The sequence below is a fragment of the Kitasatospora griseola genome, assembly GCF_044999035.1.
In the GTDB taxonomy this organism is placed as follows: Bacteria; Actinomycetota; Actinomycetes; order Streptomycetales; family Streptomycetaceae; genus Kitasatospora; species Kitasatospora griseola.
Genome location: NZ_CP173360.1, coordinates 424434 through 450104 on the forward strand (window position 1 = coordinate 424434; position 25671 = coordinate 450104).

General features: G+C 72.6%; 28 protein-coding genes and 1 pseudogene. 13 read left to right on the forward strand and 16 right to left on the reverse strand.

Translation table 11 applies throughout. The features are described from left to right. Window positions 1–23 precede the first annotated feature (23 nt). Window positions 24–1412 (reverse strand): dihydropyrimidinase, encoded by a 1389-nt coding sequence (gene hydA, locus ACI1MP_RS02060; RefSeq protein ID WP_404867525.1) that lies wholly within the window; start codon window positions 1410–1412, stop codon window positions 24–26. A gap of 6 nt (window positions 1413–1418) precedes the next feature. Continuing rightward, window positions 1419–2261 (reverse strand): nitrilase-related carbon-nitrogen hydrolase, encoded by an 843-nt coding sequence (locus ACI1MP_RS02065; RefSeq protein ID WP_404867526.1) that lies wholly within the window; start codon window positions 2259–2261, stop codon window positions 1419–1421. A gap of 219 nt (window positions 2262–2480) precedes the next feature. On the opposite strand from ACI1MP_RS02065, the gene ACI1MP_RS02070 reads away from it, so the two are divergent. Beyond that, on the forward strand, window positions 2481–3095 hold the full coding sequence (locus tag ACI1MP_RS02070; RefSeq protein WP_404867527.1) for a TetR/AcrR family transcriptional regulator: 615 nt from the start codon (window positions 2481–2483) through the stop codon (window positions 3093–3095). Beyond that, window positions 3092–3457, forward strand: coding sequence for a VOC family protein (locus tag ACI1MP_RS02075; RefSeq protein WP_100584340.1), 366 nt, complete (start codon window positions 3092–3094; stop codon window positions 3455–3457). Before ACI1MP_RS02070 ends, ACI1MP_RS02075 begins: the two co-directional genes overlap by 4 nt. Before the next feature lie 7 nt (window positions 3458–3464). Here the strand turns inward: ACI1MP_RS02075 and ACI1MP_RS02080 are convergent, their stop codons facing one another. Then, window positions 3465–4610: a serine hydrolase gene (locus ACI1MP_RS02080; protein ID WP_404867528.1), complete on the reverse strand. Its 1146-nt coding sequence runs from the start codon at window positions 4608–4610 to the stop codon at window positions 3465–3467. Between the two features lie 235 nt (window positions 4611–4845). Next, complete coding sequence (locus ACI1MP_RS02085) at window positions 4846–5457, reverse strand: TetR/AcrR family transcriptional regulator (protein WP_380331243.1); 612 nt, start codon at window positions 5455–5457, stop codon at window positions 4846–4848. Between the two features lie 198 nt (window positions 5458–5655). Between ACI1MP_RS02085 and ACI1MP_RS02090 the strand changes: the two genes are divergently transcribed. The 3 genes from ACI1MP_RS02090 to ACI1MP_RS02100 all read left to right on the forward strand — a co-directional run bounded on the left by ACI1MP_RS02090 (window position 5656) and on the right by ACI1MP_RS02100 (window position 7838). After that, window positions 5656–5940 (forward strand): hypothetical protein, encoded by a 285-nt coding sequence (locus tag ACI1MP_RS02090; RefSeq protein WP_380331246.1) that lies wholly within the window; start codon window positions 5656–5658, stop codon window positions 5938–5940. A 181-nt stretch (window positions 5941–6121) separates the two neighbouring features. Then, on the forward strand, window positions 6122–6556 hold the full coding sequence (locus tag ACI1MP_RS02095; protein ID WP_189275228.1) for an ester cyclase: 435 nt from the start codon (window positions 6122–6124) through the stop codon (window positions 6554–6556). Window positions 6557–6887: 331 nt separating this feature from the next. Beyond that, window positions 6888–7838 (forward strand): beta-ketoacyl-ACP synthase III, encoded by a 951-nt coding sequence (locus ACI1MP_RS02100; RefSeq protein WP_404867529.1) that lies wholly within the window; start codon window positions 6888–6890, stop codon window positions 7836–7838. A gap of 51 nt (window positions 7839–7889) precedes the next feature. Here ACI1MP_RS02100 and ACI1MP_RS02105 read toward each other — a convergent pair whose 3' ends face one another. Beyond that, window positions 7890–8204, reverse strand: coding sequence for a hypothetical protein (locus ACI1MP_RS02105; protein WP_404867530.1), 315 nt, complete (start codon window positions 8202–8204; stop codon window positions 7890–7892). Between the two features lie 158 nt (window positions 8205–8362). Here ACI1MP_RS02105 and ACI1MP_RS02110 point away from each other — a divergent pair, with 158 nt between their 5' ends. Next, window positions 8363–10897 (forward strand): DEAD/DEAH box helicase, encoded by a 2535-nt coding sequence (locus tag ACI1MP_RS02110; protein WP_380331254.1) that lies wholly within the window; start codon window positions 8363–8365, stop codon window positions 10895–10897. 55 nt (window positions 10898–10952) lie between these two features. On the opposite strand, the gene ACI1MP_RS02115 is transcribed toward ACI1MP_RS02110, so the two are convergent. From ACI1MP_RS02115 to ACI1MP_RS02140, 6 genes are all read right to left on the reverse strand, one after another. Then, on the reverse strand, window positions 10953–11675 hold the full coding sequence (locus tag ACI1MP_RS02115) for a DUF981 domain-containing protein (protein ID WP_404867531.1): 723 nt from the start codon (window positions 11673–11675) through the stop codon (window positions 10953–10955). 119 nt (window positions 11676–11794) lie between these two features. Further along, window positions 11795–12460 (reverse strand): hypothetical protein, encoded by a 666-nt coding sequence (locus ACI1MP_RS02120; protein ID WP_404867532.1) that lies wholly within the window; start codon window positions 12458–12460, stop codon window positions 11795–11797. A gap of 128 nt (window positions 12461–12588) precedes the next feature. Beyond that, the gene (cpt, locus tag ACI1MP_RS02125) at window positions 12589–13152 is read right to left on the reverse strand and encodes a chloramphenicol phosphotransferase CPT (protein WP_380331263.1); all 564 of its coding nucleotides are present in this window, start codon (window positions 13150–13152) and stop codon (window positions 12589–12591) included. Between the two features lie 23 nt (window positions 13153–13175). Further along, window positions 13176–14093: an MBL fold metallo-hydrolase gene (locus ACI1MP_RS02130; RefSeq protein WP_404870754.1), complete on the reverse strand. Its 918-nt coding sequence runs from the start codon at window positions 14091–14093 to the stop codon at window positions 13176–13178. 165 nt (window positions 14094–14258) lie between these two features. Next, complete coding sequence (locus ACI1MP_RS02135) at window positions 14259–14915, reverse strand: maleylpyruvate isomerase N-terminal domain-containing protein (protein WP_404870755.1); 657 nt, start codon at window positions 14913–14915, stop codon at window positions 14259–14261. Then, window positions 14873–15409, reverse strand: a complete 537-nt coding sequence (locus tag ACI1MP_RS02140; RefSeq protein WP_100584994.1) for a TetR-like C-terminal domain-containing protein — start codon at window positions 15407–15409, stop codon at window positions 14873–14875. Before ACI1MP_RS02140 ends, ACI1MP_RS02135 begins: the two co-directional genes overlap by 43 nt. Before the next feature lie 245 nt (window positions 15410–15654). Between ACI1MP_RS02140 and ACI1MP_RS02145 the strand changes: the two genes are divergently transcribed. Next, window positions 15655–16665 carry a zinc-binding dehydrogenase gene (locus ACI1MP_RS02145; protein WP_404867533.1) on the forward strand — a complete coding sequence of 337 codons (1011 nt, stop codon included), beginning with the start codon at window positions 15655–15657 and terminating at the stop codon, window positions 16663–16665. A gap of 97 nt (window positions 16666–16762) precedes the next feature. Here ACI1MP_RS02145 and ACI1MP_RS02150 read toward each other — a convergent pair whose 3' ends face one another. Continuing rightward, on the reverse strand, window positions 16763–17617 hold the full coding sequence (locus ACI1MP_RS02150; RefSeq protein ID WP_404867534.1) for a patatin-like phospholipase family protein: 855 nt from the start codon (window positions 17615–17617) through the stop codon (window positions 16763–16765). Between the two features lie 83 nt (window positions 17618–17700). On the opposite strand from ACI1MP_RS02150, the gene ACI1MP_RS02155 reads away from it, so the two are divergent. From ACI1MP_RS02155 to ACI1MP_RS02175, 5 genes and pseudogenes are all read left to right on the forward strand, one after another. Next, window positions 17701–18261 (forward strand): TetR family transcriptional regulator, encoded by a 561-nt coding sequence (locus tag ACI1MP_RS02155; RefSeq protein ID WP_380331274.1) that lies wholly within the window; start codon window positions 17701–17703, stop codon window positions 18259–18261. An 87-nt stretch (window positions 18262–18348) separates the two neighbouring features. Further along, window positions 18349–18783 carry a carboxymuconolactone decarboxylase family protein gene (locus ACI1MP_RS02160; RefSeq protein ID WP_380331277.1) on the forward strand — a complete coding sequence of 145 codons (435 nt, stop codon included), beginning with the start codon at window positions 18349–18351 and terminating at the stop codon, window positions 18781–18783. Window positions 18784–19033: 250 nt separating this feature from the next. After that, complete coding sequence (locus ACI1MP_RS02165; protein ID WP_387999608.1) at window positions 19034–19327, forward strand: hypothetical protein; 294 nt, start codon at window positions 19034–19036, stop codon at window positions 19325–19327. A gap of 139 nt (window positions 19328–19466) precedes the next feature. Beyond that, window positions 19467–20062, forward strand: a pseudogene (locus tag ACI1MP_RS02170) (IS5 family transposase); the annotation flags it as partial. A 74-nt stretch (window positions 20063–20136) separates the two neighbouring features. Next, a complete protein-coding gene (locus tag ACI1MP_RS02175; protein WP_404867535.1) occupies window positions 20137–21045 on the forward strand; it encodes an aminoglycoside phosphotransferase family protein in 909 nt (302 codons plus the stop codon). A 21-nt stretch (window positions 21046–21066) separates the two neighbouring features. Here ACI1MP_RS02175 and ACI1MP_RS02180 read toward each other — a convergent pair whose 3' ends face one another. The 4 genes from ACI1MP_RS02180 to ACI1MP_RS02195 form a co-directional block, all read right to left on the reverse strand. Further along, window positions 21067–21279, reverse strand: a complete 213-nt coding sequence (locus tag ACI1MP_RS02180; protein ID WP_404867536.1) for a hypothetical protein — start codon at window positions 21277–21279, stop codon at window positions 21067–21069. 142 nt (window positions 21280–21421) lie between these two features. After that, the gene (locus ACI1MP_RS02185) at window positions 21422–21805 is read right to left on the reverse strand and encodes a class I SAM-dependent methyltransferase (RefSeq protein WP_404867537.1); all 384 of its coding nucleotides are present in this window, start codon (window positions 21803–21805) and stop codon (window positions 21422–21424) included. 38 nt (window positions 21806–21843) lie between these two features. Next, entirely contained in the window at window positions 21844–22419 is a 576-nt protein-coding gene (locus ACI1MP_RS02190; RefSeq protein ID WP_404867538.1) for a hypothetical protein, read from the reverse strand. Window positions 22420–22606: 187 nt separating this feature from the next. Further along, the gene (locus ACI1MP_RS02195; protein WP_404867539.1) at window positions 22607–22987 is read right to left on the reverse strand and encodes a hypothetical protein; all 381 of its coding nucleotides are present in this window, start codon (window positions 22985–22987) and stop codon (window positions 22607–22609) included. Window positions 22988–23269: 282 nt separating this feature from the next. On the opposite strand from ACI1MP_RS02195, the gene ACI1MP_RS02200 reads away from it, so the two are divergent. Next, a complete protein-coding gene (locus tag ACI1MP_RS02200) occupies window positions 23270–25603 on the forward strand; it encodes an ATP-dependent RecD-like DNA helicase (protein WP_404867540.1) in 2334 nt (777 codons plus the stop codon). Window positions 25604–25671: the final 68 nt, after the last annotated feature.

Below are 25671 nucleotides of genomic sequence, written 5' to 3' on the forward strand. Positions count from 1 at the left end.
CCCAGGGTCGGTGGTGGAAGCGGTCAGAGGTACTGGCAGGTGGAGCGGGGCAGGAAGGTCCCGTGGCCGGGCCGGCCGAGGTAGTGGCCGCGGTCGAGGACGACCTCGCCGCGCGACAGCACGGTGTCCACCCGGCCGGTGACGGTGCGGCCCTCGTACGCCGAGTAGTCGACGTTCATGTGGTGGGTGGCGGCGGACAGCGTGTGGGTGGCGTGCGGGTCGTAGATCACCACGTCGGCGTCCGCGCCGGGCGCCAGGGTGCCCTTGCGCGGGTACAGGCCGAACATCCGGGCGGGCGCGGCGCAGGCGATGTCGATCCAGCGGCGGCGCGTCAGGTGCCCGTCCACCACGGCCTGGTGCAGCAGGTCCATCCGGTTCTCCACGCCGGGCAGGCCGTTGGGGATCTTCGAGAAGTCGCCGCGGCCGAGCTCCTTCTGCCCCTTGAAGCAGAACGGGCAATGGTCGGTGGAGACCACCTGGAGGTCGTCGGTGCGCAGCCCGCGCCAGAGCGCCGCCTGGTGGTCCTTGGGGCGCAGCGGCGTGGAGCACACGTACTTGGCGCCCTCGAAGTCCGGTTCGGCGAGGTTGTCGGTGGACAGGAACAGGTACTGCGGGCAGGTCTCCCCGAACACCGGCAGGCCCAGGTCGCGGGCGGCGGCGAGTTCGGCGAGCGCCTCGCGGGCGGAGACGTGCACCACGTACAGCGGCGAGCCGGCAACGCGGGCGAGCTGGATCGCGCGGTGGGTGGCCTCGGCCTCCAGCAGCGCCTTCCGCACCTCCCCGTGGTACCGGGGATCGCTCTCGCCCCGGGCCAGCGCCTGCTCGACCAGCACGTCGATGGCGGGGCCGTTCTCCGCGTGCATCATGATCAGCGCGCCGGTCTCGGACGCCTGCTGCATGGCGCGCAGGATCTGGCCGTCGTCGGAGTAGAAGACGCCGGGGTAGGCCATGAACAGCTTGAACGAGGTGACGCCCTCGCCGATCAGGCCGGGCATCTCGCGCAGCGTCGACTCGTTGACGTCCGACATGATCATGTGCAGGCCGTAGTCGATGGCGCAGCGCCCGTCGGCCTTGGCGTGCCAGGCATCGAGCCCCGCCCGCAACGAAGCACCCTTCGCCTGCACCGCAAAGTCCACGATGGTGGTGGTGCCGCCCCAGGCGGCGGCCCGGGTGCCGGTCTCGAAGGTGTCGGAGGCGTTCGTCCCGCCGAACGGCAGCTCCATGTGGGTGTGGGCGTCCACGCCGCCCGGGATCACGTACTTCCCGCTGGCGTCGAACACCCGCTCCGCCGCCCACTGTTGACGTCCGGGCAGGCCGAGTGCGACGACGGTGCCGTTCTCGATCAGCACGTCGGCGGGCATCTCGTCGGCGGCGGTGACGACCAGTCCGCCGGTGATCAGGGTCCGGGTCATCGCGGCTCAGCCCTCGGTCAGCGGGCCGTAGGCGTCCGGCCGACGGTCCCGGTAGAACGCCCACTGCTGCCGGACCTGCTCGATCAGGTCGAGGTCGAGGTCCCGGACGACGAGTTCCTCGTGCTTGTCGGAGGCGACCTCGCCGACGAACTGGCCGCGCGGGTCGACGAAGTAGCTGCTGCCGTAGAAGTCGTTGTCGCCGTACTCCTCGACCCCGACCCGGTTGATCGCCGCCACGAAGTACTCGTTCGCGACGGCCGCGGCGGGCTGCTCCAGCTGCCACAGGTACGCGGAGAGGCCTCGGCTGGTCGCCGACGGGTTGTAGACGATCTCCGCCCCCGCGAGCCCGAGCGCCCGCCAGCCCTCCGGGAAGTGCCGGTCGTAGCAGATGTTCACGCCGACCTTTCCGACCGCCGTGTCGAACACCGGCCAGCCCAGATTCCCGGGCTTGAAGTAGTACTTCTCCCAGAATCCGTGCACCTGCGGGATGTGGTGCTTGCGGTACTTCCCGAGGAAGCTGCCGTCGGCGTCGATCACGGCGGCCGTGTTGTAGTAGAACCCGGCCTGCTCGATCTCGTAGACGGGCACCACCATCACCATCCCGAGCTCCCGCGCCAGCGCGCACATCCGCTGCACGGTCGGCCCGTCCGGCACCGGCTCGGCCCACCCGTAGTGCTCGGGTTCCTGCACCTGGCAGAAGTACGGCGCGTTGAACACCTCCTGGAACCCGATGATCCGCGCCCCCTGCGCGGCGGCCTCCCGCGCGGCCTGCTCGTGCGCGGCGATCATCGACTCCTTGTCGCCTGTCCACGCGGTCTGGAACAGGGCAGCCCTGACGACACGACTCATGGTCGTACTCCTCGCTCGAAGGCCCGACGGAAGAGGCACCGTAGATCGTCGAGACTAGGAGCTGAAGGGGAAATGCCGGTGTGCCACGCGGAGCATGACGGAAAATCAGCATCCGGACGATTCCCGAATGGTCCGTTCGACGGTGCCGAAACCATCCTGCCGTCCAGCGCCGGTCGCAGCCCTTGACCGGAGTGAGCGCTCACTCCGATATTGGCGGCCATGACCGACACTCCGACCGAACAGCGGCGCCGGGCCCCGTCCATGGACGCCGAGCAGCGGCGCGGGATGATCGTCCGGGCCGCGCTGCCGCTGGTCGCCGAGTACGGCGGCGCGGTGACCACCCGTCAGATCGCCCGGGCCGCCGGGATCGGCGAGGGGACGATCTTCCGGGTCTTCGCCGACAAGGACGCCGTGCTGGACGCCTGCGTCGCCGAGGCGCTGCGGCCCGAGCGGACGCTGGAGCAGCTCGCCGCGATCCCGCTGACGCGGCCCCTCCCCGACCGGCTGGTCGAGGCCGCCGCCGTGCTGCGCGCGCACCTGGACCGACTGGGGTCGCTGCTCGGCGCACTGCACGCCACCAACGGCCGGGCCCGCGCCCGGCGCACCGGCGCGGCGCCCGAACGCGCGGCCGACTCGCTGCCGGTCCGCCAGGCGTTGGCCGAACTCATGGAGCCGGAGCGGAAGTTGCTCCGCCTGCCGCCCGACCGGCTGGCCTCGCTCCTCCTCGGCCTGCTGTTCGCCGGCGCGGGCGAGGAGCATCCGCCGGGCCCGGCCGAGCTGGTCGACGTCCTGCTGCACGGCGCACTCACCACCACCCCGGAAGGCCGGCCGTGACCATCACCCTGAACCACACCATCGTCCCCGCCGTCGACCACCAGGCAGCCGCGCGCTTCTTCGCCACCGTGATGGGCCTCGAATACACCGGCCCCGACCGGCACTTCGCGCCCGTCCGGGTCAACTCCACGCTGACGCTGGACTTCCTCGCCGTCCCCGACCCGGCCGGCCACCACCTGGCGTTCGACGTGGACCCGGCCGCCTTCGACGGCATCCTCGCCCGGCTGCGCGCCACCGGCACCCCGTACGGGAACGACCCGTCCACGCCCGACAACGGCCGCACCGACCACCCGCTGTGCGCCCGCGGCCTCTACTTCACCGACCCGGCGGGCAACCTGTTCGAGGTGATGTCGCCCGCCTGACCCGGCCTCAACTCCCCACTTCCCGCAGGGCAGTGACGGCCCGGGCGGTGGCGGCGCCGATGGCCCGGCTGATCTCGGCGTCGTCCGAGCCGGGCCGGGAGCGGGTGAAGACCGCGGCCGCGTACTGGCGGCCGTCGGGGAAGGAGACCACGCCGACCTCGTTGCGGACCACGCCGAACAGACTCCCGCTCTTGGCGGCGACCCGCACCGGCGGGCGGAACCCGCTGCCGATCCGGTGCCGGGTCAGCTGCCTCGCCATCGCGCCGCGCACCCGCGCGCACGCGGCGGCCGGGCCCGCCCGGTCCGTCCAGATCAGGCGCAGCAGCGCGACCATGTCGCGCGGGGTGGTCCTGGTCCCCCGCGACGGGTCCATGGCGCGGACGGTCGGCAGCTGCTCGTCGACCCACACCTGATCGGCCGCCGAGGCCCCGGCCGCCCAGCTCTGCAGGTCCGCCCAGTCGGCGCGGCCCAGGTCCTCGCCGATGGTGTCGAGCATGGTCCGCAGGTCGGACGTGACGAGGGTGCCGGACAGTCCGAGGCGCGCCGCAGTCGCGTTCACCGCGTCGACGCCGACCCGACCCAGCAGGACGTCGGTGGCCGGGTTGTCGCTGATGGTGAGCATCAGCACGACCAGGTCCCGCAGGGACAGCACCGTCTCGTCCTCGAACAGCGACATCCCGACCGGCCCGTCCGTCCGCTCGGCGGCCCCCAGCGTCACCCGCTCCCGCCCGTCCAGGCGGCCGTCGGCGAACGCGGTCTCCACCTCCAGCGCGATCTGCACCTTGAACACCGAGGCCTGGACGGCCGGCCGATCGGCGTTCAGCGCGATCTCGCCGTCGCCCTGCACCGGCCGGACGCACAACGCGCCCTCGCAGCCCGCCTGTTCGAAGATCTCCCGGAGTTCGCGTGTCATGTCGCCGATTCTGTCAGGCGGGTGGCGCGCGGCCTCCAGGTGCACCGGAACGCTCCGGCGCAGGGCCCGGACCGCGGGCAGGATCCCCTGCGTGGCGGCGGCTTCCCGGACGGTGCGGTGCAGGTCGTCCACGGCGCGCACCGGCAGCCCGCGGATCCGGGAACGGTGGTCGTCCTCCCAGTCGCCGGTCATGGCGGAGACGACGCCGATCGCGTGCAGGCTCCCGTCGAGGCGGTCCACCGGGTACGGCCCGCCGCCAGGTGCCTCCGGTCACGGGTGCGTGCGAACTCCCCGGTCGACCAGCCCACGATCCGGACCGGCTCGTGCTCGGTCGCACCCAGTACGACCGTCCGTTGCCGGTTCCCCGCCGGTTCGCGCCGGTGGTCGATCTCCAGCTGCTCCTCGACGATCCGGACTGCGACCTCTCGCTCGATCACGCCCCGGCATCCTGTCCGGCCCGGGGTTCGACCAGCCGTCAGGCGGCTCGCGGCAGGACGCGGTCGAGGGACCGGCGGGTGCGGGTGGCGGCGAGGGGGTCGCGGAGGAGTTGGAGGGCCTGGTTGAGGGCCAGGTAGATGCCCGTCAGCTCGTGGACGATCTGCTCGGGGTCGGTGTCGGCGGGCAGGTGGCCGGCCTCGACGGCGAGGCGGACCTCGCCGGCCAGGCGGCGGCGCCAGACCAGCAGCAGGAGGGCCAGGTTCTTGCGGACCGGGCCGTCGTGGGCGTCGAACTCGACGGCGGCGGTGGTGAACAGGCAGCCGCCGGGGAAGATCTCGCGGGCGTGCTCCAAGTACGCGATCCAGCTCTCGCAGACGGCCCGCAACCGGGGCAGACCGGGTTCGGCGTCCGCGGCCGGCTCCCAGACGAGCGTGGTGAAGAGTGTGGACGCCCGTTCCAGGGTGGCGAGTTGGAGCGTCTCCTTGGTGCCGAAGTGGCCCAGCACGCCGGCCTTGGAGAGGCCGAGATCGGTGGCGAGCCGCCCGATGGTGAGACCTTCGAGGCCGTCCACCGACGCCAACGCCACACTCCGGTCGATGATCCGGGACCGGGTACGACGCGCCTCGGCCACAGTGCTGCGCGGACTCATCGTTTCCCCTCTCGGTCGCACTGCCCGGTCCGGCGGCGCCAGGTCGGCACCCCGGCCGTGAATCCTACTGCCCGGTTCGGCCCATGTGTCGTGTGCGCCGGCCGGGTGCTCTCCGCCGGGCTTCCGACTGTTCGGCGGGCTCGGCGGATATGAAGCCGCAGCCCGTTGGTTTGCCCACAGATGGAAAGGCGGCACCGCATGACGACCGACGCCGAACGCAACCAGCAGTTCCTGAACGAGTTGGCCGACCTCAGCACGCCGGAGCACTTCGGCAGGTCCCTGCTGCTGAGCATCACGAAGCACGCGGCGGCCCGGAAGAACCCCGTCGAGCCGTTCGAGCTGACCGCGAAGATCAAGGTCTTCCCGCCGGGGGCCGAGGTGGTCCGGGAGGACCTCAGCAACTGCATCGGCCACGTCAACTCCTTCGGCAGCCTGATCCTGGTCTGTCCCTCGGGCGGCGGAGGCGGCGAAGTGCTGATGTAGCCCGCCGAACGGCCGACCGGACTGCGCGAGGCCCGGTCGGCCCGTCGCACCGTGGCTGCTTCCGGGTGAACGGCCCCGGCACCCGTGCGCGCCGAGGACATGGTGCGCGGAGTCGGCGGGTGACGATTCGGGACGGCGGGTGCCACTGCGGCAGCGCGAGGGAACGGGCAGAGAGGCGTCCATGTCCATCGAGGAGAACAAGAGTCTGGTCCGCCGGTTCTACCGGGAGATCGACGCGGGCAACCTGGCGGCCATGGACGAGTTGGTCTCCGAGGACTACGTGGACCATTCGCCGCCACCGTTTCCCGGGCTCGCTCCCGGTCGCGAGGGGTTGAAGCAGGCGTTCCGCCTGTTCTGGGAGGCCACGCCCGGCGTCCACGAGATCGAGGACCAGATCGCGGAGGGCGACAAGGTCGTGACCCGGCTGACGGGACGCGGGACGTGTGTGGGCGACCTGCCGGGCATCCCGGCGACGGGGCGACCGATCACCATGACGGCGACGGTGGTTCACCGCATCGAGAACGGGAAGCTCGCCGAGAAGTGGTCGGACAAGGACGTCCTCGGATTCCTTCAGCAGCTCGATGTGATCCCGCCCCTCGGCGAACCATCGGGATAGGTCGGACCGACGCCGAGCGCGGCCCGGCTCCCGAAAGGTCAGTCGTAGACGCGGGCCGCACCGAGCTGTTGGGCGATCGACGCCCGGGTCACCGGTTCGACGGGCGGACTGCCGGGCAAGGGGCGGCCGGTCGAACCTCGGTGAGACATACCGACGACGGTCAAACTCCACCGAGGTTCGTCGACTTCACCGAGAGCGGGTCCGAAGCGCCCGGTCCAGCGGTTCTCCTCCGATGGTGGGCGTCTTTTAGCTTCCGACCGATCGGTTGCTATATTCCTGGCCGTTGCCCCCGGCACGCGGTCGGTGGCCGCTGTCGCGGAAGGGAACTGCCATGCCCGGAGTCCGTATCGCCGGTCTCGGCCACCACCAGCCCAGCAGGGTGCTGACCAATGACGAGTTGGCGACCATGGTGGACACCAACGACGAGTGGATCCGTCGGCGGACGGGCATCGCCACCCGCCGGATCGCCGCGCCGGACGAGTCGGTGGCGGACCTCGCCGCGACCGCCGCGGCGAAGGCGCTGGCGGCGTCCGGGCTGGACCCGGCGGAGATCGGGCAGGTCACGGTGGCGACCTGCAGCGCGATGGACCGCTGCCCGTCGATCGCCGCGCAGGTCGCGGCCCGTCTCGGCATCCCGTCCGCCGTCGCGTTCGACGTGAACAACGGCTGCGCGGGTTTCTGCACCTCGCTCTCGATCGCCGACCACTCGCTGCGGGCGGGCGCGGCCCGGCACGCGCTGGTGATCGGCGCGGAGAAGATGTCGGACGTCACCGACTGGACGGACCGCCGCAGTTGCATCCTGCTGGGCGACGGCGCGGGCGCGGCGGTGCTGTCGGCGACCGACGGCGACAGTGCCGGCGTCGGACCGGTGGTGTGGGGGTCGGACCCGTCGCGGGCGAGCGCGGTGCGGCTGCTGGGCGACTGGCACCCGCGGTTCGAGCAGGACGGGCAGGCGGTGTTCCGCTGGGCGACCACGGAGCTGCCGGCACTGGCCGAGCAGGCGTGCCGGGCGGCGGGGTTGAGCCCGGCGGAGCTGGACGGGGTGGTGACGCACCAGGCGAACCTGCGGATCATCGAGTCGCTGGTGCAGAAGCTCGGCCTGTCCGAGGACGCGGTGATCGCCCGGGACGTGGTGGACTCCGGGAACACCTCGGCGGCGTCCGTCCCGCTGGCGCTGGCGAAGCTGGTGGAGCGCGGCGAACTGCCGTCCGGCGCCCGGGTGTTGCTGTTCGCTTTCGGCGGCGGCCTGTCCTGGGCCGGCCAGGTCGTCACCTGCCCCTGAACCCGAGAGGCAACCGCCCCCGAGGCGGTGCCCGCCGCCGTCGAGCGGGCGTCAGCTCCCGTCGGTGCAGGTGACGGTCAGGCGGATGGCGGCGGGCGGCGGCGGGGAGCCCTGGTAGGGGGCGATCCACGCGCCGACGCCGGTGGAGCCGACGGCCGTGGTGCGCACGCGCTGGTCGGGCCCGAGCGGGGTGCCGTCGCCGTTCGTCACGCGGACGTCGGTGGGGGTGATGCCGTCCGGGCAGATCGCGACCACCCCGCTCGGGGCGCCGGTCGCCGCCACGGTCTCGGTGAACGCCGCGGCCGGGCCCGCCGCCGCCAGCAGGGCGGCGGCGGCCAGGGCGAGGCCGGCGGTGCGCTTGCGCACGGGTGTCCTTCCGTCGTCGCGTCCCCGACGCTTCCGGGAACGGGTGCCGACGATCATTCCCCTGACGCACGGTGACGAGTCGACCGCACGGAGAAACCACCGGGACGGCCCGGCGGCGGCTCGGGCGGACCGTGCGGGCCCGAGCTTTGCCCATGGTCATGCCGGACGGGCAAGATAGCGGGGTGACCCTCCTGGACCTGATGCCGAAACCCGCCACGCCCGACTCGCTGTTCGAGACCTTCGCCGAGTGGGCGTCGGAGCGCGGCATCACTCTCTACCCCGCCCAGGAGGAGGCGCTGATCGAGCTGGTCTCCGGGAACAACGTGATCCTGGCGACGCCGACCGGCTCCGGGAAGTCCCTGGTCGCGGCGGGTGCCCACTTCGCCGCGCTGGCCGAGGGCAAGCGGACGTTCTACACCGCGCCGATCAAGGCGCTGGTGTCGGAGAAGTTCTTCGACCTGTGCAAGATCTTCGGCACCGAGCAGGTCGGCATGATGACCGGCGACGCCTCGGTGAACCCGACCGCGCCGATCATCTGCTGCACCGCCGAGGTGCTGGCGCAGATCGCGCTGCACGACGGCCCGCGCGCCGACATCGGCCAGGTCGTGATGGACGAGTTCCACTTCTATGCCGAGCCGGACCGCGGCTGGGCCTGGCAGATCCCGCTGCTCGAACTCCCGCAGGCGCAGTTCCTGCTGATGTCGGCGACCCTCGGCGACGTCCGCCGCTTCGAGGAGGACCTGACCCGTCGCACCGGCCGTCCGACCACCGTGGTCCGTTCGGCGACCCGCCCGGTCCCGCTGTTCTACGAGTACCGCCGCACCAGCCTGCACGACACGCTGGAGGAGCTGCTGAACACCGGTCAGGCGCCGGTGTACGTCGTGCACTTCACGCAGAAGGAGGCGGTGGAGCGGGCGCAGTCGCTGATGAGCATCAACATGTGCTCGAAGCAGGAGAAGGACGCCATCGCCGAGCTGATCGGCAACTTCCGCTTCACCACCAAGTTCGGCCGCAACCTGTCCCGTTACGTGCGGCACGGCATCGGCGTGCACCACGCGGGCATGCTGCCGAAGTACCGCCGCCTGGTGGAGCGCCTCGCGCAGGCCGGTCTGCTGAAGGTCATCTGCGGCACCGACACGCTCGGCGTCGGCGTCAACGTGCCGATCCGCACGGTGCTGTTCACCGCGCTGTCCAAGTACGACGGCCAGCGGGTGCGGATCCTGCGGGCCCGCGAGTTCCACCAGATCGCCGGGCGGGCGGGCCGGGCCGGCTTCGACACCGTCGGCCAGGTGGTGGCGCAGGCGCCGGAGCACGTGGTGGAGAACGACCGGGCGCTGGCGAAGGCCGGCGACGACCCGAAGAAGCGCAAGAAGGTCGTCCGGAAGAAGGCCCCGGACGGGTTCGTCTCCTGGACCGAGGAGACCTTCGAGCGGCTGATCGCGGCCGACCCGGAGCCGCTGGTGTCCCGGTTCAAGGTCAGCCACGCCATGCTGCTGTCGGTGATCGGCCGCCCGGGCAACGCGTTCGAGGCGATGCGCAAGCTGCTCACCGACAACCACGAGGACCGCCCGGCGCAGCGCCGCCACATCCGGACCGCGATCGCCATCTTCCGCTCGCTGCTGCAGGGCGGCGTGGTGGAGCAGCTGGACGAGCCGGACTCCGAGGGCCGCACGGTGCGCCTGACGCTGGACCTGCAGGAGAACTTCGCGCTGAACCAGCCGCTGTCCACGTTCGCGCTGGCCGCGTTCGAGCTGCTGGACCCGGAGTCGCCGTCGTACGCGCTGGACGTGGTCTCGGTCGTCGAGGCGACCCTGGACGACCCGCGGCAGATCCTCGCCTCGCAGGAGAACAAGGCGCGCGGCGAGGCCGTGGCGGAGATGAAGCGCGACGGCATCGAGTACGAGGAGCGGATGAACCGGCTCCAGGAGATCACGTACCCGAAGCCGCTGGAGGAGCAGCTCGGCCACGCCTACGACGTGTACCGCCGGGCGCACCCGTGGATCGGCGACCACCCGCTGCGGCCGAAGTCGGTGGTCCGCGACCTGTACGAGCGCGCCATGACGTTCACGGACTACGTGGGCTTCTACGAGCTGGCCCGCACCGAGGGCATCGTGCTGCGGTACCTGGCGGGTGCGTTCAAGGCGCTGGAGCAGACCGTCCCGGACGACATCAAGACGGACGACCTGAAGGACGTCATCGCCTGGCTGGGCGAGCTGGTCCGCCAGGTCGACTCCTCACTGCTGGACGAGTGGGAGGCGCTGGCCAACCCGACCGAGCCGGAGGCGGGCGAGGTCCGCCTCGACGACAAGCCGGCACCGGTCACCGCGAACTCCCGCGCGTTCCGGGTGCTGGTCCGCAACGAGCTGTTCCGCCGGGTCGAGCTGTGCGCGCTGGAGCACTACGACTCGCTCGCGGAACTCGACGGCGAGGACGGCTGGGACGCGGACCGCTGGGCCGACGCGATGGACGGGTACTGGGAGGAGTACGACGACCTGTTCACCGGCCCGAACGCGCGCGGCCCGAAGATGCTGCTGATCGAGGAGGTCGAGGACGAGGGCCTGTGGCGGGTCCGGCAGATCTTCGACGACCCGAACGGCGACCACGACTGGGGCATCTCCGCCGAGGTCGACCTGTACGGCTCCGACGAGGAGGGCCGCGCGGTCGTCAAGATCACGGCGGTGGGCGCGCACTGACGGCCCGCCGGCCGGAGCCCCCGGTGGGGCGGCTCCGGCCGGCCCCGCCGGGGGCTCACATGGTGTTGACGATGAGCCCGATGTGGGTGAAGTAGTTCAGCCCGCCGAAGATCAGGAACGCGAGCCCCGCCAGGCCCCAGACCACGCCGATGGTCGGGCTCATCCAGGTCCTGGGGGTGCGCAGGGCGACCGGGAACAGCAGCGCCCCGATTCCGACCAGCACGTACAGGCCGGACATGAAGCTCGCCTCCAGCCACGGGTAGTTGGCGAACTCCCCGGAGATCGGCTCCTCGGGCGGGGCGGCGAAGAGCGTGTACTTCCAGCCTGCGGCGGCGATCCCGAAACAGGCCAGCCCCATGCCGAAGACGAACACCGAGATCGGCAGTGCGACCCGGCTCGTCCGCTCGATGCCGTCCTCCACCGCGAACTCGGCGGCCCGCTTCCACAGGTAGAAGGAGGCGGACAGCAGGAACACGCCGAAGGCCAGCGCGGGTTCGCCGAAGATGATGTTGTCGAACGGGAAGCCCTGACCGGCCAGCGGCCAGGTCAGCGTCATGTGCAGACCGGTGACGACGAGCGTGAACCCGAGCGCGCCGAACGCCAGCGCCCAGCCGTCCGGTGTGGCGATGCGCCCGCGCGTCAGGAGTTGGCGGCCCAGTGCCACCACCAGGAGCAGCCCCGCGCCGGCCGCGACCGACATGATCGTGTTGTAGGTGGGCATCTTGGCCCAGTCGATCTTCAGACCGGATGCCGTGAGTGACTGCGCGTACGAAGTCATGGATCCAGACATGGACTGCTGCGGCCGACCGGCAAACCGCAGGCCGTCCAGGTTCACCGGCCTGCCGGACAGCATGCCCTGGTCCGGCGCCCCGCCCGGGCCCAGTCCGGATCCTCTGTTCACTCGTCCGAACGGTGCGTCAGGTAGTGCTCCGCGTAGGCCGACAGCTGCGGGTCCTCCAACGGCTCGTCCTGGTACCCGGCCAGGGCGATCCGGCCCTCGACCCAGTAGCGGTGGGCGAACTCCTCGAACGACGGCGCGCACCACCTGATGCCGTCGCCCTCCATGCCCTCCTCCTCCGGCTCCGCCTCGTAGTCCTCCGCCAGTTCGAACTCGAAGTCCCGCCAGGAGTGGACGACGAAGGTCTCGCCGGTCGGGCGCAGGTAGAGGTACCACATCACGCAGTCCTGCTGGTCGCGGAAGAACCGCACCAGATACGCACCGGGCTCGACCGGGCTCGGGATCGGCACCGAGAAGTTCTGCCAGCAGCCGGTCGGCGACACCGTGTCGAGCGACAGGGCCAGCCGCTCGTCACGGTGGTACGTCAGGAAGTCGGCGGGCAGGGTGAGACCGACCCGGGCCACCGCCGCCCCGAGTATCTCGACCTCGTCCACCACGCTCGACGGCCGTCCGCTCGGCCCGCCCAACCAGTCGAAGGAACCAGTGAACCGGGCCGGGTCGAGCGGCGGCACGCTGTCGTACGGGTACCGCTCGTAGGTGCCGGCGCACTCCCGGTACTCGCCGAGATCGGTGTTGCACCACTCGGCCGGGAATCGGACGGTCATCGCATACCTCGCTGAACAGTGGACGCTTCGGGCCACTGCACGCTAGTGACGACCACCGACACCCGCCGGTGCGGACGGGGTCTCAGCCCGCCCGCCGAACCGCAGTCACCACACGAACGGGTGAACCTTCACCCGCCCGGCCGGGTCTGCGGCGCCAGTGGCTCCAGCCGTTCCACGATCGCCCGGGCGCAGTCGTCCGACGGTGTGCGGGTGGTGTCCACCTCCAGGTCGTAGTGGACGCCGCGGTGCACCCGCAGGGCCTGGTCGGCGGCCATGCCCGGGGTGCGGTCGGGCCGGGCGCGTTCGCGGGCGGTCGCGGCGGCCGGGTCGCAGCGGACTCCGACCCAGCGCACCTCCAGGCCCGACAGCGCCTCGCGCCACCGCTGTTGGGACTCCGGCCCGGAGAGGAACACGTCGTCGACGATGACCGGCGCGCCCGCCCGGGCGGTGGCAGCGACGCCCGCCATCCAGGCGGCCTCCAGCCGGCGGAAGGTGTCGCCGACGGTGACGGCGCCGTCCCCGCCGAGGTCGATCCCGGCGTCCTCCGCCAGCAGCGCGGAGGGCATCGCCTCGATCAGCCCGTCGATGCCGAACGTCAGCCAGGGCTCCGGCAGCCGGTCCTGCAGCGAGCGCGCGAGGCTGCTCTTCCCGCTGCTGGAACCACCGTTGAGCACGATCACCCGAACGGTCATCGGGCCATCCCCCACCGCTCGGCTCACCACTGGTGCGCGGCGATGTTCACCGGGCCGGGTGCCAGGCGGGCGGCGTTCGCGACCAGTGCGGCCAGCTGCTCGGCCATCTGTCCGGGCGTCAGCTGCTTGCGGTCGCCGTGCCCCGGGAGCATCCACTCGAAGTGCAGCAGGGGCGCGACGCGGGCCAGCGAGGCGGCCTGCTCCTCGATCGAGTACCAGGTGACGTGTTCGGCGACGGCCAACGCGTCGGCGGTGCGCGACCAGTAGATGCTGTCGCCGCTGAAGCAGTACCGCCGGTCGGCGAGGTACAGCACGCTGCCCTCGGTGTGGCCCGGCACCGGGAGGGCGGTCACACCGTCGGCGATCTCGACCGGCTCGGTGCCGCGCAGCACCCGGTCGGCGTCCGGCGCGGATTCCAGGTCGCCTTCGTGGATCCAGAGTCGGGCTCCGAACCGGTCCGCATAGCTGCGCCCGTGCGCGGCGTGGTCCCGATGGGTCAGCAGGACGTCCGTCACCCGCCCGACCGCCTCGTAGCGGGCGGCGAGCGACTCCGACCAGCGCGGCGTGTCGATCATCATCACGGTGCCGTCCGGCCGCCGCAGCAGGTAGGAGTTGGCGCCGAACGTCTGCCGCGAATTGTGGCCGCAGAGCAGGACGTTGTCGTCGATCGCCAGCGGGAACGGGTCGGCCGCCGCGTCCAGCGGCCCCGAGTGCCGACGGATCGAACGGGTGTGGCAGGCGAACGCGGCGGCGTTCAACTGCGCCTCCTCGGCGGTGTCGCGCGGCTGGCGCACCACCTCCGAGCCCCGGCCCACCTGCACGATCAGGTCGGGCGCGAGCTGCCGCGCCACGTCGCACCCGGTGCATCGATCGTCCACATACCAGTCTTCACCCACGGCGGTACCCCCCACATGTGCTGATGAGTCGTCAACGAGCCGCAGCGGCCCGGCGCTTCAAGCCTCACCCGGACGGCGCAGAAATGGGAAGGGTCCACAGATCTTGCACTTCGACCGCCGAGGCTCTCTACAGCCGGAACGGGGCGGGTCCGTACCGAGGACGTCAGTGGAAGAAGGGCACGTCCGGCAGCGCCGGAGCACCGTGCACCATCAGAGCGCACCATCAGCCAGGCCGGCCGGGACCTCCGCGACCCGCGGACGACCGTCGCCGCACCGCCTCCCCGCCCGCACGAGGCGCCGGTGTCGGTGGCGTGCAGCACCACGGCGGGCGCCCCCTCGCGCGCCGAGCGCCGCCACCACCCGGCCGAGCATCGGCTCGACGAAGTCCGCGGGCCGGCGGGCCGGTGTGCGGCCCGCGTCCGGATCGACGTGGTGGACCAGCACTTCGCACGGCCGGGCCTCCGCCGCCCGGGCGGCGGGGCGTTCCTGGCCGCGGGTCCGGCGGACGGTCCGGTGCCGCGCCTCGGGCGGCATCCGGCGGTACTCGGCCTCGAACTCGGCGGCGCTGCACCGGAGATCGGCCAGGAGCTCGGCTGCACTGCGCGCCCCGCGCCCGCCTCGATCCGCTCGTCCCGGGCGGCCGGGCTCGGGTACTCGGACGCCGCCGCACCCGTCCGGGCCCAGCCCAGCAGCCGCCGGCCGCCGTCGGCGTTGCGGGCCGGGCGGGTCAGCACGTGCCCGCGCGACCGGCCCGGCAGCAGCGACACTGTACGGACGTCGGCATCGGTGGGCCCGGGAAGCCCGCCCGGCCGCCGCGGCTCGGCTCAGCGCGGGGCCAGGCCGTCCACCACCAGGTCGACCAGGGATGTCAGGAAGGCCGGAGTGACGGGCTCCCCGAGCAGCAGGTGGCGGGCGAACAGGGGGCTCATCAGTGCCTCGACCGCCGCCCGGGGGTCGACGTCCGGGCGGATCTCGCCGCGTTCGGCGGCCCGGCGCAGCAGGGTCTCGGCGCGTTCCAGCCGCTCGGCCCAGTAGGCGTCGCGGCCGCTGCGGGTCTCGGCGGTGGCCGGGGCGATGCTCAGGTGGAGCAGTGCGGGCCCTTCCGGGGTGGCGAGGAAAGCGCCGAGAGCGGTGAGGAGTTGACGCAGGTCCTCGCGCAGGCTGCCGGTGTCGGGCAGCGGCAGGGCGTGGTCGGTGTAGTCGGCGAGCGCCTCGCGGAGCAGCTGCTCGCGGGTGCCCCAGTTCCGGTAGACGGACGTCTCGTGCACGCCGGCCGCCGCCGCGACGGCCGAGACGCTGGCGGCGTCGAGCCCGCCCTCGGCGAGCAGTCGCACGGTGGCGTCGAGCACGGCCCGCCGCATGGCGGCGCCGCGCCGGCGCAGCGGGGTCGCGGCCCTGCCCTCGGGCAACGCGTCGTCGACCGGCTGCTTCGTGGACCCCGTCCGCTTCTCCTTCGACACGCCCGAAGCCTAACGCAGGCCTTCTTGCATTGCTGCGAACCGCGTCGTAGCCTCGGTAATGCAAGTCGCCTTGCGATAATTCCTCGGCAGGGCGCTGCGGCAACGAGGCCGCCGACACGTCCGCCGTCGGCCGGAGAGGATCGACCATGGCCCGGATGCGTGCCGTCCGCCTGCACCTGCCCACCCGCAAGCTGAGCGTCGAGGAGGTGGAGCGCCCCGCCCCCGGCCCCGGCCAGGTGCTGATCAAGGTGGAGGCGGCCGGTGTCTGCCTGTCCGACGTCCACCTGATCGACGGCTCGCTGACCCCGCTGTACCTCCCCGGCGAGAGCGTCACGCTCGGGCACGAAGTCGCGGGCACCGTCGCCGAGTTGGGCGAGGACGCGGGCGCCTGGCAGGTCGGCGACCGGGTCGTGCTGCAGGCCGGCGAGAAGCGCGACGGCATCACCTGGACGCGCGGAGTCGACTACGACGGCGGCTGGGCCGAGTACGCGCTCGCCCGCAAGGACACGCTGATCCGGCTGCCCGAGTCGATCCCGTTCGAGCAGGGCTCGATCATTCCCGACGCGGTCTCCACCCCGTGGGGCGCCATCACCACGACCGGCCAGGTGCGGCCCGCCGAGCCGGTCGGCGTGTGGGGCGTCGGCGGCCTCGGCGCGCACGGCGTGCAGTTGCTGCGGGCGATCGGCGCGAACCCGGTCATCGCCGTGGACCCCTCCCCCGCCGCCCGCGAGCGCGCCCTCGCCTTCGGCGCGGACCTGGTCCTGGACTCGGCCGACCCGGAGCTCGCCGCCAGGATCGGCGCCGCGACCGCCGGGGCCGGCCTGGCCGCCGCCTTCGACTTCGCCGGTGTCCCGGCCGTCCGCGAGCAGGCGATGACCGTCCTCGGCGCGCACGGGCGACTGGTGCTCGTCGGCCTGACCGACCAGCCGCTGACGGTCGCCGACAGCGTCCGCTTCTCCTACCTGCAGCAGCAGATCCTCGGCCACTACGGCTCGGAGGAGAGCGCCGTCCCCCAGCTGATCTCCCTCGCCGCCGGCGGGCGGCTGGACTTCTCCCGCTCGGTCAGCGAGGTCCTCCCGCTGGAGCGGGCCGCGGAGGCCGTCGAGCGTCTGCACACCAAGCAGGGCAACCCGATCCGCCTGATCCTCAAGCCCTGACGCCCCGCCGGTGCGTTCCGCGCCGCCACGGCACCACCGCAGCCCCGTCCGATCAGGTAGCCGATCGGGCGGGGCTGCGGTGGTGCCGCGCGGCGGCTCAGGCCGGGTCGGACCCGGCGTTCCAGGCGAGGCGGAACTCCGCCGCGGCCTCGGCGGCCTGACGCCGCCCCTCCCGGTGGGCCGGCGCCCAGGCCGTCCGGTCGTTCAGGTCCGGGCCGAACGCGTGCAGCGACGCCGGGTCGGGCTCGACGGTCAGCACCGTGTGCGCGGCGGCGACCGCCAGCTGCTGCTGGAGCAGCTCGCGCGGGAACAGATGCGCCTGCGGGTCGATCACCACCAGGGTGCGGGCCCCGGCCGCGAGTGCGGCGTTGGTCGCCGACCGCAGCGAACCGTCCAGGTACCGGCGGCCGTTGAGGGTGATCGGCGGGTAGATGCCCGGGAAGGCCGTGCTCGCCGCGACGGCGGCGGCGAGCGGGACGCCGCTCGCCCGGTCGAAGACCGCCTGCTCGCCGGTCTCGGCGTCCGTCACGGGAATCAGCAGCCGCCGGTCGGGCCAGTCGTCCGCGCCGATCATGGCGCGCATCCGGGCGACGTGGGCCTCCTCCGGGCCGGTGTCGGCGGCGAGCGCGATCCGACCCACCTGTCGGCGCGCCCCGTCCGGGTCCGCGGCGGCGCCCCGGAGCACGGCGAACGCCTCGCCCAGGCTGCGCCCGTCCACCCTGGGCGGCGTGCCGCCGGAGTCGGCGGAGCCCGCCGGGGTGGCGAGCCGGCCGGGGTCCTGGCCGGTGGCCAGCAGTGCGGCGGTGATCGCGCCGGCCGAGGTGCCGACGATCAGTTCGGCCGCGCCGAGATCCACCCCGCTGTCGCGCAGTCCGCGGGCGAATCCGGCCGTCCAGGCCGTACCGACAGGACCTCCGGCGCCCAGCGCGAGCGCCCGGTCGAATGTGCGCATGACCATTCCCTCCCCGTTCTTGAAACAGTCGTACCATATACTGACGTGACGTCAGGAGCGGAGCAGCGAAAGGACGGTCCACCGTGGGACGACCCCCCGACCCTGCCCGCCGGGAGGCCACCCTCGCGCGGGCGACCGACTACGTCCTGGCGCACGGCCTGGCCGGGCTGAGCCTGCGCCCGCTTGCCGCGGCACTCGACACCAGTCCGCGGATGCTGCTCTACGACTTCGGCAGCAAGCAGGAGCTGGTGGTCGCCGTCCTGGCCGAGGCCCGCCGCCGCGGCGCCACCCGGCTGGCCGGGCGCCTCCCCGCGACGGCCGCCTCGCCGGAGGAGCACCTGCGCGCCGTCTGGGCCTGGATCAGCGCACCGGAACGCGCCCCGTTCGTCCGGCTGTTCTTCGAGGTGCACGCCGACGGCCTCACCCACCCCGAGCACTACCCGGACCGGGCCGAGGCGATCACGGGCTGGTTCGACACCCTGGGCGCCACGCTCCGGGGCATCACCACCGGCCCCGACGACACCGTCACCCCCACGCTGGTCATGGCCGTCGTCCGGGGCCTGCTGTTCGACCTCACGACCACCGGGGATCGCGACCGCACCGACCGCGCGCTGGACCGCTTCTGCGAACTGCTCCGGCGCTGAAGCCTCCGGCTGTTGCGTTCGAGCGCACTCCAACTCCTACGGTTTCCCCCGTTCCCCCGCAGCGACGGACGACCGGAGACCGCGCCCATGACCACCACCGCCACCACCGCACCGCCCGAGGCCACCACCCGCCGGCAGCGTTTCGAGCACGGCCTCGACGTCCTCGGCCGGATCGACGGCGAGGCGGGCGAGAACGTGCTCGCCGCGCTGTCCGACGTCTCGCCGGAGCTCGCCCACCAGGTCGCCGCCTGGGGCTTCGGCGAGATCTACGCCCGCCCCGAACTCGCGCCGCGCGACCGCCAGTTGGTCACCCTCGGGATGCTCACCGCGCTCGGCGGCTGCGAGCCGCAACTCCGGGTGCACGTCAACGCGGCCCTCAACGTCGGCCTGACCCCGCAGCAGATCGTCGAGGCCCTCCTGCACTCCGCCGTGTACTGCGGCTTCCCGCGCGCCCTGAACGCCACCTTCGCCGCCAAGCAGGTCTTCGCCGAACGCGGCCTGCTGCCCGTTGCTTCCGCGTGAGGGCGACTCAGGAGCCCGCCGGCCGGGCGTCGCCGTCAAGAAAGTGGAACCCGGTCTCCGGACCGCCATCGCCTCCAGCGGCGGCTTCCACCCAGCGACTGCCCCTCCCCCGCCGACCGGCTTCCCGGTCCACCCGTCCCTACGCATGCGTGCGCCCGCTCGGCGCACGGGAATTGCGGGTGCTCCGGCGGGCGGCGAGGTTGGGCCCGGGGCGTTCCGGCCCCGATCACCCCGTCTCCAAGGAGTCCTCGTGCGACGCCTCGCAACCGTGCTCGGCACCCTCGCCACCGCGGCCACCATGGCCCTCGCCCTCCCCGACGCCGCCTCCGCGGCCACCGGGACGCTCTTCATCGCCCCCAACCAGACCATCGAGAATCCGAGCGGCTGCTACAACGCGCAGATCTTCCCGCTCATCCTGCGCAACGAGACCAATGACTACGCCCTCGTGTACGACGGCTCGAACTGCACCGGCCAGGTGATCGCGGTCGTTCCTCCCGGCGGCAGCACGACCCAGGAGTTCGGCCAGAGCGTGTACATCGCCTGACGACCGCCCCTCCCGGCCGGGGCCTGCCCGAGCGGCGACGCAGTCGGCCCGCCTCGGAAGGTGTTGGGTAATTGATCAACTGCGCGTTGTGATGCGGTGGCGGTGATCTCGTGGCGGCTGGTCCGCGAAGATCGCCGCCATGTGTGTCTGTACGTGCAAACCGTCCTACGACTCGTCGTTGACGGATGCCCAGTGGGCGGTGATCGAGCCGCTGCTGCCGGAGCGGGATCCGCGCCGGGCCGGCCGTCCGCTGAAGTTCCCGCGTCGGCTGGTGGTGGACACTGTGTTGTACGTGCTGGTCAGCGGCTGTGCGTGGAGGCTGGTGCCGCACGACCTGGCGCCGTGGGACGTGGCCTACCGGTGGTTCCGTGCGTGGACGGCGGACGGCACGTGGGACCGGGTCCACGACGTGCTGCGCGAGCGGGTCCGGGTGGCGGACGGCCGGGATCCGCGGCCCTCGGCGGCGGTGCTGGATTCGCAGTCGGCCCGCAGCCACCAGGGCGGACAGGCGATCGGCTACGACGCGGGCAAACGGGTGCGAGGCCGCAAGCGGCACCTGCTGGTGGACACCTGTGGGCGGTCGTGCACGCGGCCTCGGTGCAGGACCGGGCGGGCGCGAAGCTGGTCCTCACCGGTGTCCGGGAGCTGTTTCCGCAGGTCGGGCCGGTCTGGGTCGACGGCGGCTACGTGAACGTCGTCGATGCCGGGCTGGTCGGCCGGGCGGCCGAAAGCGAAGGCCTGGCGATCGTCCCGTCGGTGCGACGGAATTTCGTTCGCGTCCGGGTGGGTTCGTGTTGAATGCTGACGGAATGACGCTGCACGAGGACGAGATCCCGACCGACGAGTCCCTGGTCCGCCGCCTGCTGGCCGAACAGCGCCCGGAGTGGGCCGAGTTGTCGATCCGGCCCGCCGGGTCGGGCACCGACAACCGGATGTTCCGGCTCGGTGACGGACTGCTGGTGCGGCTGCCACGGACGCCGGGGACGGCGGCTGCGGTGCGCAAGGAGCAGGTCTGGCTGCCGCGGCTGGCACCGGAGTTGGTGTGCGGGGTGCCGGAGCCGGTGCACGAGGGCGTGCCGGGGAGCGGGTTCCCGCTCCCGTGGTCGGTGTACCGGTGGATCGAGGGCGCCGAGCCCGGTCCCGACTCGGTGCCCGACTGGGGCGTCTTCGGGACGGAGCTGGCGGCGGCGGTCAGCAGCCTGCATGCCCTGCCGCTGCCGCCCGAGGACGCGCGGGAGGGCCTCCACTGGTACCGGGGCGGCGAGTTGGCGCCCTGCGACACCTGGGTCGGCGAGTATTTCGCACAGGCCCGCAGGCTCCCCGGCCTCGACCTGGATCTCGACCGTCTGCAGGCGATCTGGCACGCGGCACTCGCCCTGCCCGCCCCGTCCGGCCCCCGGGTGTGGCTGCACGGCGACCTGAAGCCGTCCAACGTGCTGGTTCAGGACGGCCGGCTGCGCGCGGTGATCGACTTCGGCGGCCTGTCGATCGGCTTCCCGGACGCCGAGCACGCCCCGCTATGGGACTTCCCGGTCGCCGCCCGCCACGCCTACCGCGCCGCCCTCGACGTCAACGAGCAGACGTGGCAACGGGCTTGCGGCTGGGCGGTGGCCGTGGCGATCACCGGAGTGCCGTACTACTGGGAGAGCGACCCGGCCTTCGCCGCCGAGTGCGTCGCCCGCCTGCGCGCCGTCCTGGACGACCCGGCCGGGCTCTGACCCCCCGCGGCCGCCGAACGGTCAGCGCTCCGGCACCACCGTGTGGGCCGGCACGGAGAGTTCGAACGGCCGCAGCGCGTCGGCCCGTTCGCTCCACAGCTCGGCGTCCACGGTGTCGCGCCGACGCAGGGAGTCCGGCGGGCGCAGGCTGTGGGCACTCAGCAGGGTGTCCACCTCCTCGACGGCGAGGAAGGTCCGCCACGGCTCGCCGCCCCCGGCGGCCGCGGCCTGCACGTGCTCGGCGCAGGCCTGCCCGGCCGGGTCGCGGTGCCGGCCGGGTCGCGGTGCTCGGCGGGCAGCAGGTGTTCGGCGATCAGTTCGGTGCCGGGCGCGAACTCGCCGACAGTGGACAGCACTTGGCCGATCGCCTCGACGCTCAGGTACATGGTGACGCCAAGCCGGCCGACACGGCCGGCCGCGCCGGGTCGAACCCGGCGGCCGCCGGAGCGGCGGTCGGTGCACGCGCCCCGCCCTGTTCGAGATCGAGCGGAACGAAGGACACCGTGGGCGGGACGGTGATCCCGGCGACAGCCGGGCGGGCCTGCCTCCACTCCTGGGTGTGCGAGTGGACCACCTCGAACACCTCTGTGCTGTGGGCGATTTCGCTGCGACAGGCGAAGGAGTCCAGGCCCGCGCCGAGCACCACGCACTGATGGATTCCGCGTCGGGCCACAGCCTCGGCGAGGCGTTCCTCGGCACAGCGGCTGCGGGTGACGGCGGCCGTCCGGGCGCCGGCCAGGATCGGGTGGGAGCCGAACACGTGGTGGTGGCCGAGGAGTTCCTCGGCGCGCTCGCCGACTATCGGCGCCGTCGCCGCCGGTTCCCCGCCCGAGGGGCGTCCTCGGCCATGGCGACTCCGTGCGCCGCCTCGGCGGAGACCAGCACCAGGAAGCTGCCGAGCACGGCGAACACCGCCGGGACGCCGGTGAGGATCCGCACCTCGGCTCCCCGGCGCCGCTCGTACTCGGCCCGGTCGATACCGGTGCGCACCAACGTCCGCCCGTTCGGGCCGAGTTCACGCTTCGTCCAGGAGTATCCGGACTCGTCCTTGTAGACCTCGGCCGCGCCCCCGCCGGTCGCCAGCCCGACGGCGAGCAGGCAGGCCGCCACCGCATAGCAGACCCGCACGCTGCGCGGCAGCAGCCACAGGTACTTCAGCAGGCCGCAGCCCCTGCGCAGGAGCGGCACCGACCAGGAACGCGCCAGTGCGGCACCGAACACCAGGACGATCGCCACCAGGGTCGAGCCCCATAACCACGCCGGCGCCGCCCACCGCAACGGCGGCGCGGTGGCCGCAAGGCAGAGCAGTTCGACGGCGCACAGCACCCACGCCGCCACGAAGTGCACTCGGTGACCGCCCTGCAGAACCCGCACGCCCCACCCCGTTCACCCGACACCCCGAATGCCCGCGCAGCCTATCCCCGGCCGCACCCCGCGGGGCACCCTTGCACTTCCGGGCCGCCCCTCGGGGTGGGACCCTGCGGGGCCGAGCACGGCCCGCAGGGTCCCGGACGCACCGGGGCGGACGTCGACACCTCGCCGACAGGCAACTATGCCTGGATCAGGGGCACTTGGGGATCCAGTTGTTGTGGAACGCGGCAGCACCGTCGACATAGGGGGCGAAGACCCAGCCTCCTACCTGCTGGTAGGAGGCGCCGCCGTAGATCTCCTGGAAGGCGTGGTACCACACGTTGCCGAAGTTGCCGACACTGCCGCCGGCGGTCCAGCAGTTCACCGCGACGGAGTCGCCGGGGTGCAGGTCGGGCACCCCGACCTTGGCGGAGCCCGCGTTGGGCGCCGAGTAGACACCGGCGCTGTAGGTGTTGCCGAGAGCGATCACAGTGCTGGCCGAGGCCTGCGCGCCACCGGTCCCGACGGCGGCCGTGGTCGCCGCGACGAGAGCGACGGCGGACACGGCCGCACGCCTGAGTATCTTGCCCATGACTGATCCCCCTTGAGTTGCGTGTGATTGATGTGCTCATAACAACAGGGCTGGGAAGGGGGTTGCCATCCGGTTTTCGGACAACGTCGGTGCTCCGGGCCGCGCCGGTAGGGGCTCGCCGACGTCGGCCACCGCCGGGCAACGAAGTGACGAGCACCCGGAGGGTCCGGGAACAGCGCGGCCGAGGGCCGCCCCCGCAGCGAACCGGTCCGGCGGACGCCCCGCTCGGGGAATTTCCGGCAAATACCTGCGAAGCGCCGCCCCGCGCTCCATGATCGGGCCATGGACGACACCGCGGCCGCGGCGGAACAGCACTGGGGAACGACCATGGAGCAGCAGGCCGGGACGGGCAGCGTCGTCGAGACGATGGACGGCATCGTCGAGCGGATCCTGTTCGTCGGGAGCAACGGCTTCACCGCTCTGCGGCTGGGCCTGGAGAGCGGTGAGAGCCTGACCGCGAAGGGCGAGGTCCTGGTCGGCGTCCAGCCCGGCGAGACGCTGGAGCTGACCGGCACCCGCGCCCAACACCCGGTCTACGGGCCGGAGTTCCACACCACCGGATGCCGCTACGTCGAACCCGCGACCGTCCACGCGATCCGCAAGTACCTCGCCTCGGGCCTGGTCCGCGGCATCGGCCCGAAACTCGCCGACGCCATCGTCGACCAGTTCGGACTCGACACCCTGCAGATCATCGACACCACCCCCGCCCGGCTGCGGGAGGTCCACCTGATCGGCGAGGCCCGGTACGCCGGAATCGTCGCGGCCTGGCAGGTCCACCAGGAGATCCGCCAGCTGATGGTCCTCCTGCAGGGCGCCGGCGTCTCCCCCAGCCACGCACCCCGCATCGCCCACCACTTCCGGGTGGAGAAGGGCGAGGCCCACGACGTCGCCGACGTCCTGGACATCGTCCAGGACACCCCCTACCGGCTCACCGAGGTCTTCCGGATCGGCTTCGCGACGGCGGACAAACTCGCCCTGTCACTGGGCTGGCCCGAGCGCAGCCCCGAGCGGCTGCAGGCCGCCCTCGTCCACACCCTCGACGAAGCTGCCGTCCGCGAGGGCCAGACCTTCCTGTGGGACGCCGACCTGTTCCGCAGGACGTGCGCGAACCTCCGCGACGACGAGCTGGCCCCGCTGCTGCCCGACCAGCTCGACCGGCTCACCGCCGACCGCCGCGTCGTCGTCCAGGACCTCCCCCACCGCGGCCGCCTGCGCCCGGCGGTGTTCCCGCCGCGCCTGCACGCCGCCGAGGTCTCCGCCGCGACCCGGATCGCCCGCCTGCGCACCGCCCCCACCCGCCTGGCGGCCCGGCACCCCTGGCGCCAGGGCCCGCTGCCGCTGGTGGACAGCCGCGTCCAGCTGACGCAGCGTCAGGAGGACGCCGTCCTGATGGCCGTCACCGAGCCGGTGTCGGTGCTCACCGGAGGCCCGGGCTGCGGGAAGTCGTTCACCGTCAGCGCGATCCTCGACCTCGTCGAAGCCGTCGGCGGCCGGGTCGCGCTGGCCGCGCCCACCGGCCGCGCCGCCAAGCGCCTGTCCGAGCTCACCGGCCGCCCGGCCACCACCGTCCACCGCATGATCGGCAGACCCAGGGACGACGACGCCGGCCCGCTGAGCCTGTTCGACGCCCACGACCCCCTCGACGGCGCCGACCTGGTCGTCATCGACGAAGCGTCCATGCTCGAACTCCCGCTGCTGGAGCGCCTGCTGACCAAGCTCCCGGCCGGCGTTCACCTGCTGCTGGTCGGAGACGTCCACCAACTCCCCAGCGTCGGCCCCGGCCAGGTGCTGCGCGACCTGCTGTCCGTCGAGGCCATTCCCCGCACCGAACTCGACACGATCTTCCGCCAGGCGGGCGCCAGCACCATCCCGCCCAACGCCCACCGCATCCGCCATGGTCAAGTGACGGTCAACGGTGGCGAGTTCTGGTTCCTGCCCACCCCGGACCACGCCCTCGCCGACACTGTGGTCGACCTCGTCACCCGCCGGCTCCCGACGACCTACCGCGTCCGCCCCGAGGAGGTCCAGGTCCTGGCCCCCTCCACCAAAGGCCCGGCCGGCACCCGCGACCTCGCCCTGGCGATCCAGAACGTCGTCAACCCGCACAAGGACGGCTCACCCCAGCACTTCGCCGACGGCCGGCCGTTCCGCCTCCGCGATCGCGTCATCGCCATCCGCAACGACGCCCGCAAGGGCGTCCTCAACGGCACCACCGGCACCGTCACCGCCGTCGACGACAAGGAACGCCGCCTCCACATCCTCACGGACGACGGCTCCACCGCGCTGTACGGCTTCGAGGAACTCGACGAACTGCTCCACGCCTACGCCGTCACCGTCCACCGCTCCCAGGGCAGCGAGTACCCCGTCGTCGTCGTCCCCCTCACCAGGAACTCCTCCTACCTCCTGCTGCGCCGCAACCTCCTCTACACCGCCGTCACCCGCGCCCGCCGCATCGTCGTCCTGCTCGGCGACCCCGAAGCCCTCGCCGACGCGATCGGCCGAGCCGCCGACCCCCGCAACTCCTCCCTCGCCCCACGCCTGCACGAACTCCTCACCGGCACCGCCCTGTTGCCCCGCCCCACCCGCGGCCCCGACGGCCAGGCCACCCTCTGCTGAACCCGGACCACCACCGGCGGGTGGCGGCGTGATCGCCGCGCACCCGCCGGCGTGAGGGCGGTGGCCGT

Coding starts and splice junctions, on each gene's coding strand:
- ACI1MP_RS02150 (WP_404867534.1), bottom strand. CDS start 17,617: ATGCGCACATTCGACCGGGCGCTCGCGCTGGGCGCCGGAGGTCCTGTC.
- cpt (WP_380331263.1), bottom strand. CDS start 13,152: ATGACCGTTCGGGTGATCGTGCTCAACGGTGGTTCCAGCAGCGGGAAG.
- ACI1MP_RS02095 (WP_189275228.1), top strand. CDS start 6,122: ATGTCCATCGAGGAGAACAAGAGTCTGGTCCGCCGGTTCTACCGGGAG.
- ACI1MP_RS02120 (WP_404867532.1), bottom strand. CDS start 12,460: ATGACCGTCCGATTCCCGGCCGAGTGGTGCAACACCGATCTCGGCGAG.
- ACI1MP_RS02140 (WP_100584994.1), bottom strand. CDS start 15,409: ATGCGGCGGGCCGTGCTCGACGCCACCGTGCGACTGCTCGCCGAGGGC.
- ACI1MP_RS02110 (WP_380331254.1), top strand. CDS start 8,363: ATGCCGGACGGGCAAGATAGCGGGGTGACCCTCCTGGACCTGATGCCG.
- ACI1MP_RS02160 (WP_380331277.1), top strand. CDS start 18,349: ATGACCACCACCGCCACCACCGCACCGCCCGAGGCCACCACCCGCCGG.
- ACI1MP_RS02115 (WP_404867531.1), bottom strand. CDS start 11,675: ATGACTTCGTACGCGCAGTCACTCACGGCATCCGGTCTGAAGATCGAC.
- ACI1MP_RS02195 (WP_404867539.1), bottom strand. CDS start 22,987: ATGGGCAAGATACTCAGGCGTGCGGCCGTGTCCGCCGTCGCTCTCGTC.
- ACI1MP_RS02085 (WP_380331243.1), bottom strand. CDS start 5,457: ATGAGTCCGCGCAGCACTGTGGCCGAGGCGCGTCGTACCCGGTCCCGG.
- ACI1MP_RS02200 (WP_404867540.1), top strand. CDS start 23,270: ATGGACGACACCGCGGCCGCGGCGGAACAGCACTGGGGAACGACCATG.
- ACI1MP_RS02070 (WP_404867527.1), top strand. CDS start 2,481: ATGACCGACACTCCGACCGAACAGCGGCGCCGGGCCCCGTCCATGGAC.
- ACI1MP_RS02065 (WP_404867526.1), bottom strand. CDS start 2,261: ATGAGTCGTGTCGTCAGGGCTGCCCTGTTCCAGACCGCGTGGACAGGC.
- ACI1MP_RS02145 (WP_404867533.1), top strand. CDS start 15,655: ATGGCCCGGATGCGTGCCGTCCGCCTGCACCTGCCCACCCGCAAGCTG.
- ACI1MP_RS02090 (WP_380331246.1), top strand. CDS start 5,656: ATGACGACCGACGCCGAACGCAACCAGCAGTTCCTGAACGAGTTGGCC.
- ACI1MP_RS02100 (WP_404867529.1), top strand. CDS start 6,888: ATGCCCGGAGTCCGTATCGCCGGTCTCGGCCACCACCAGCCCAGCAGG.
- ACI1MP_RS02175 (WP_404867535.1), top strand. CDS start 20,137: ATGACGCTGCACGAGGACGAGATCCCGACCGACGAGTCCCTGGTCCGC.
- hydA (WP_404867525.1), bottom strand. CDS start 1,412: ATGACCCGGACCCTGATCACCGGCGGACTGGTCGTCACCGCCGCCGAC.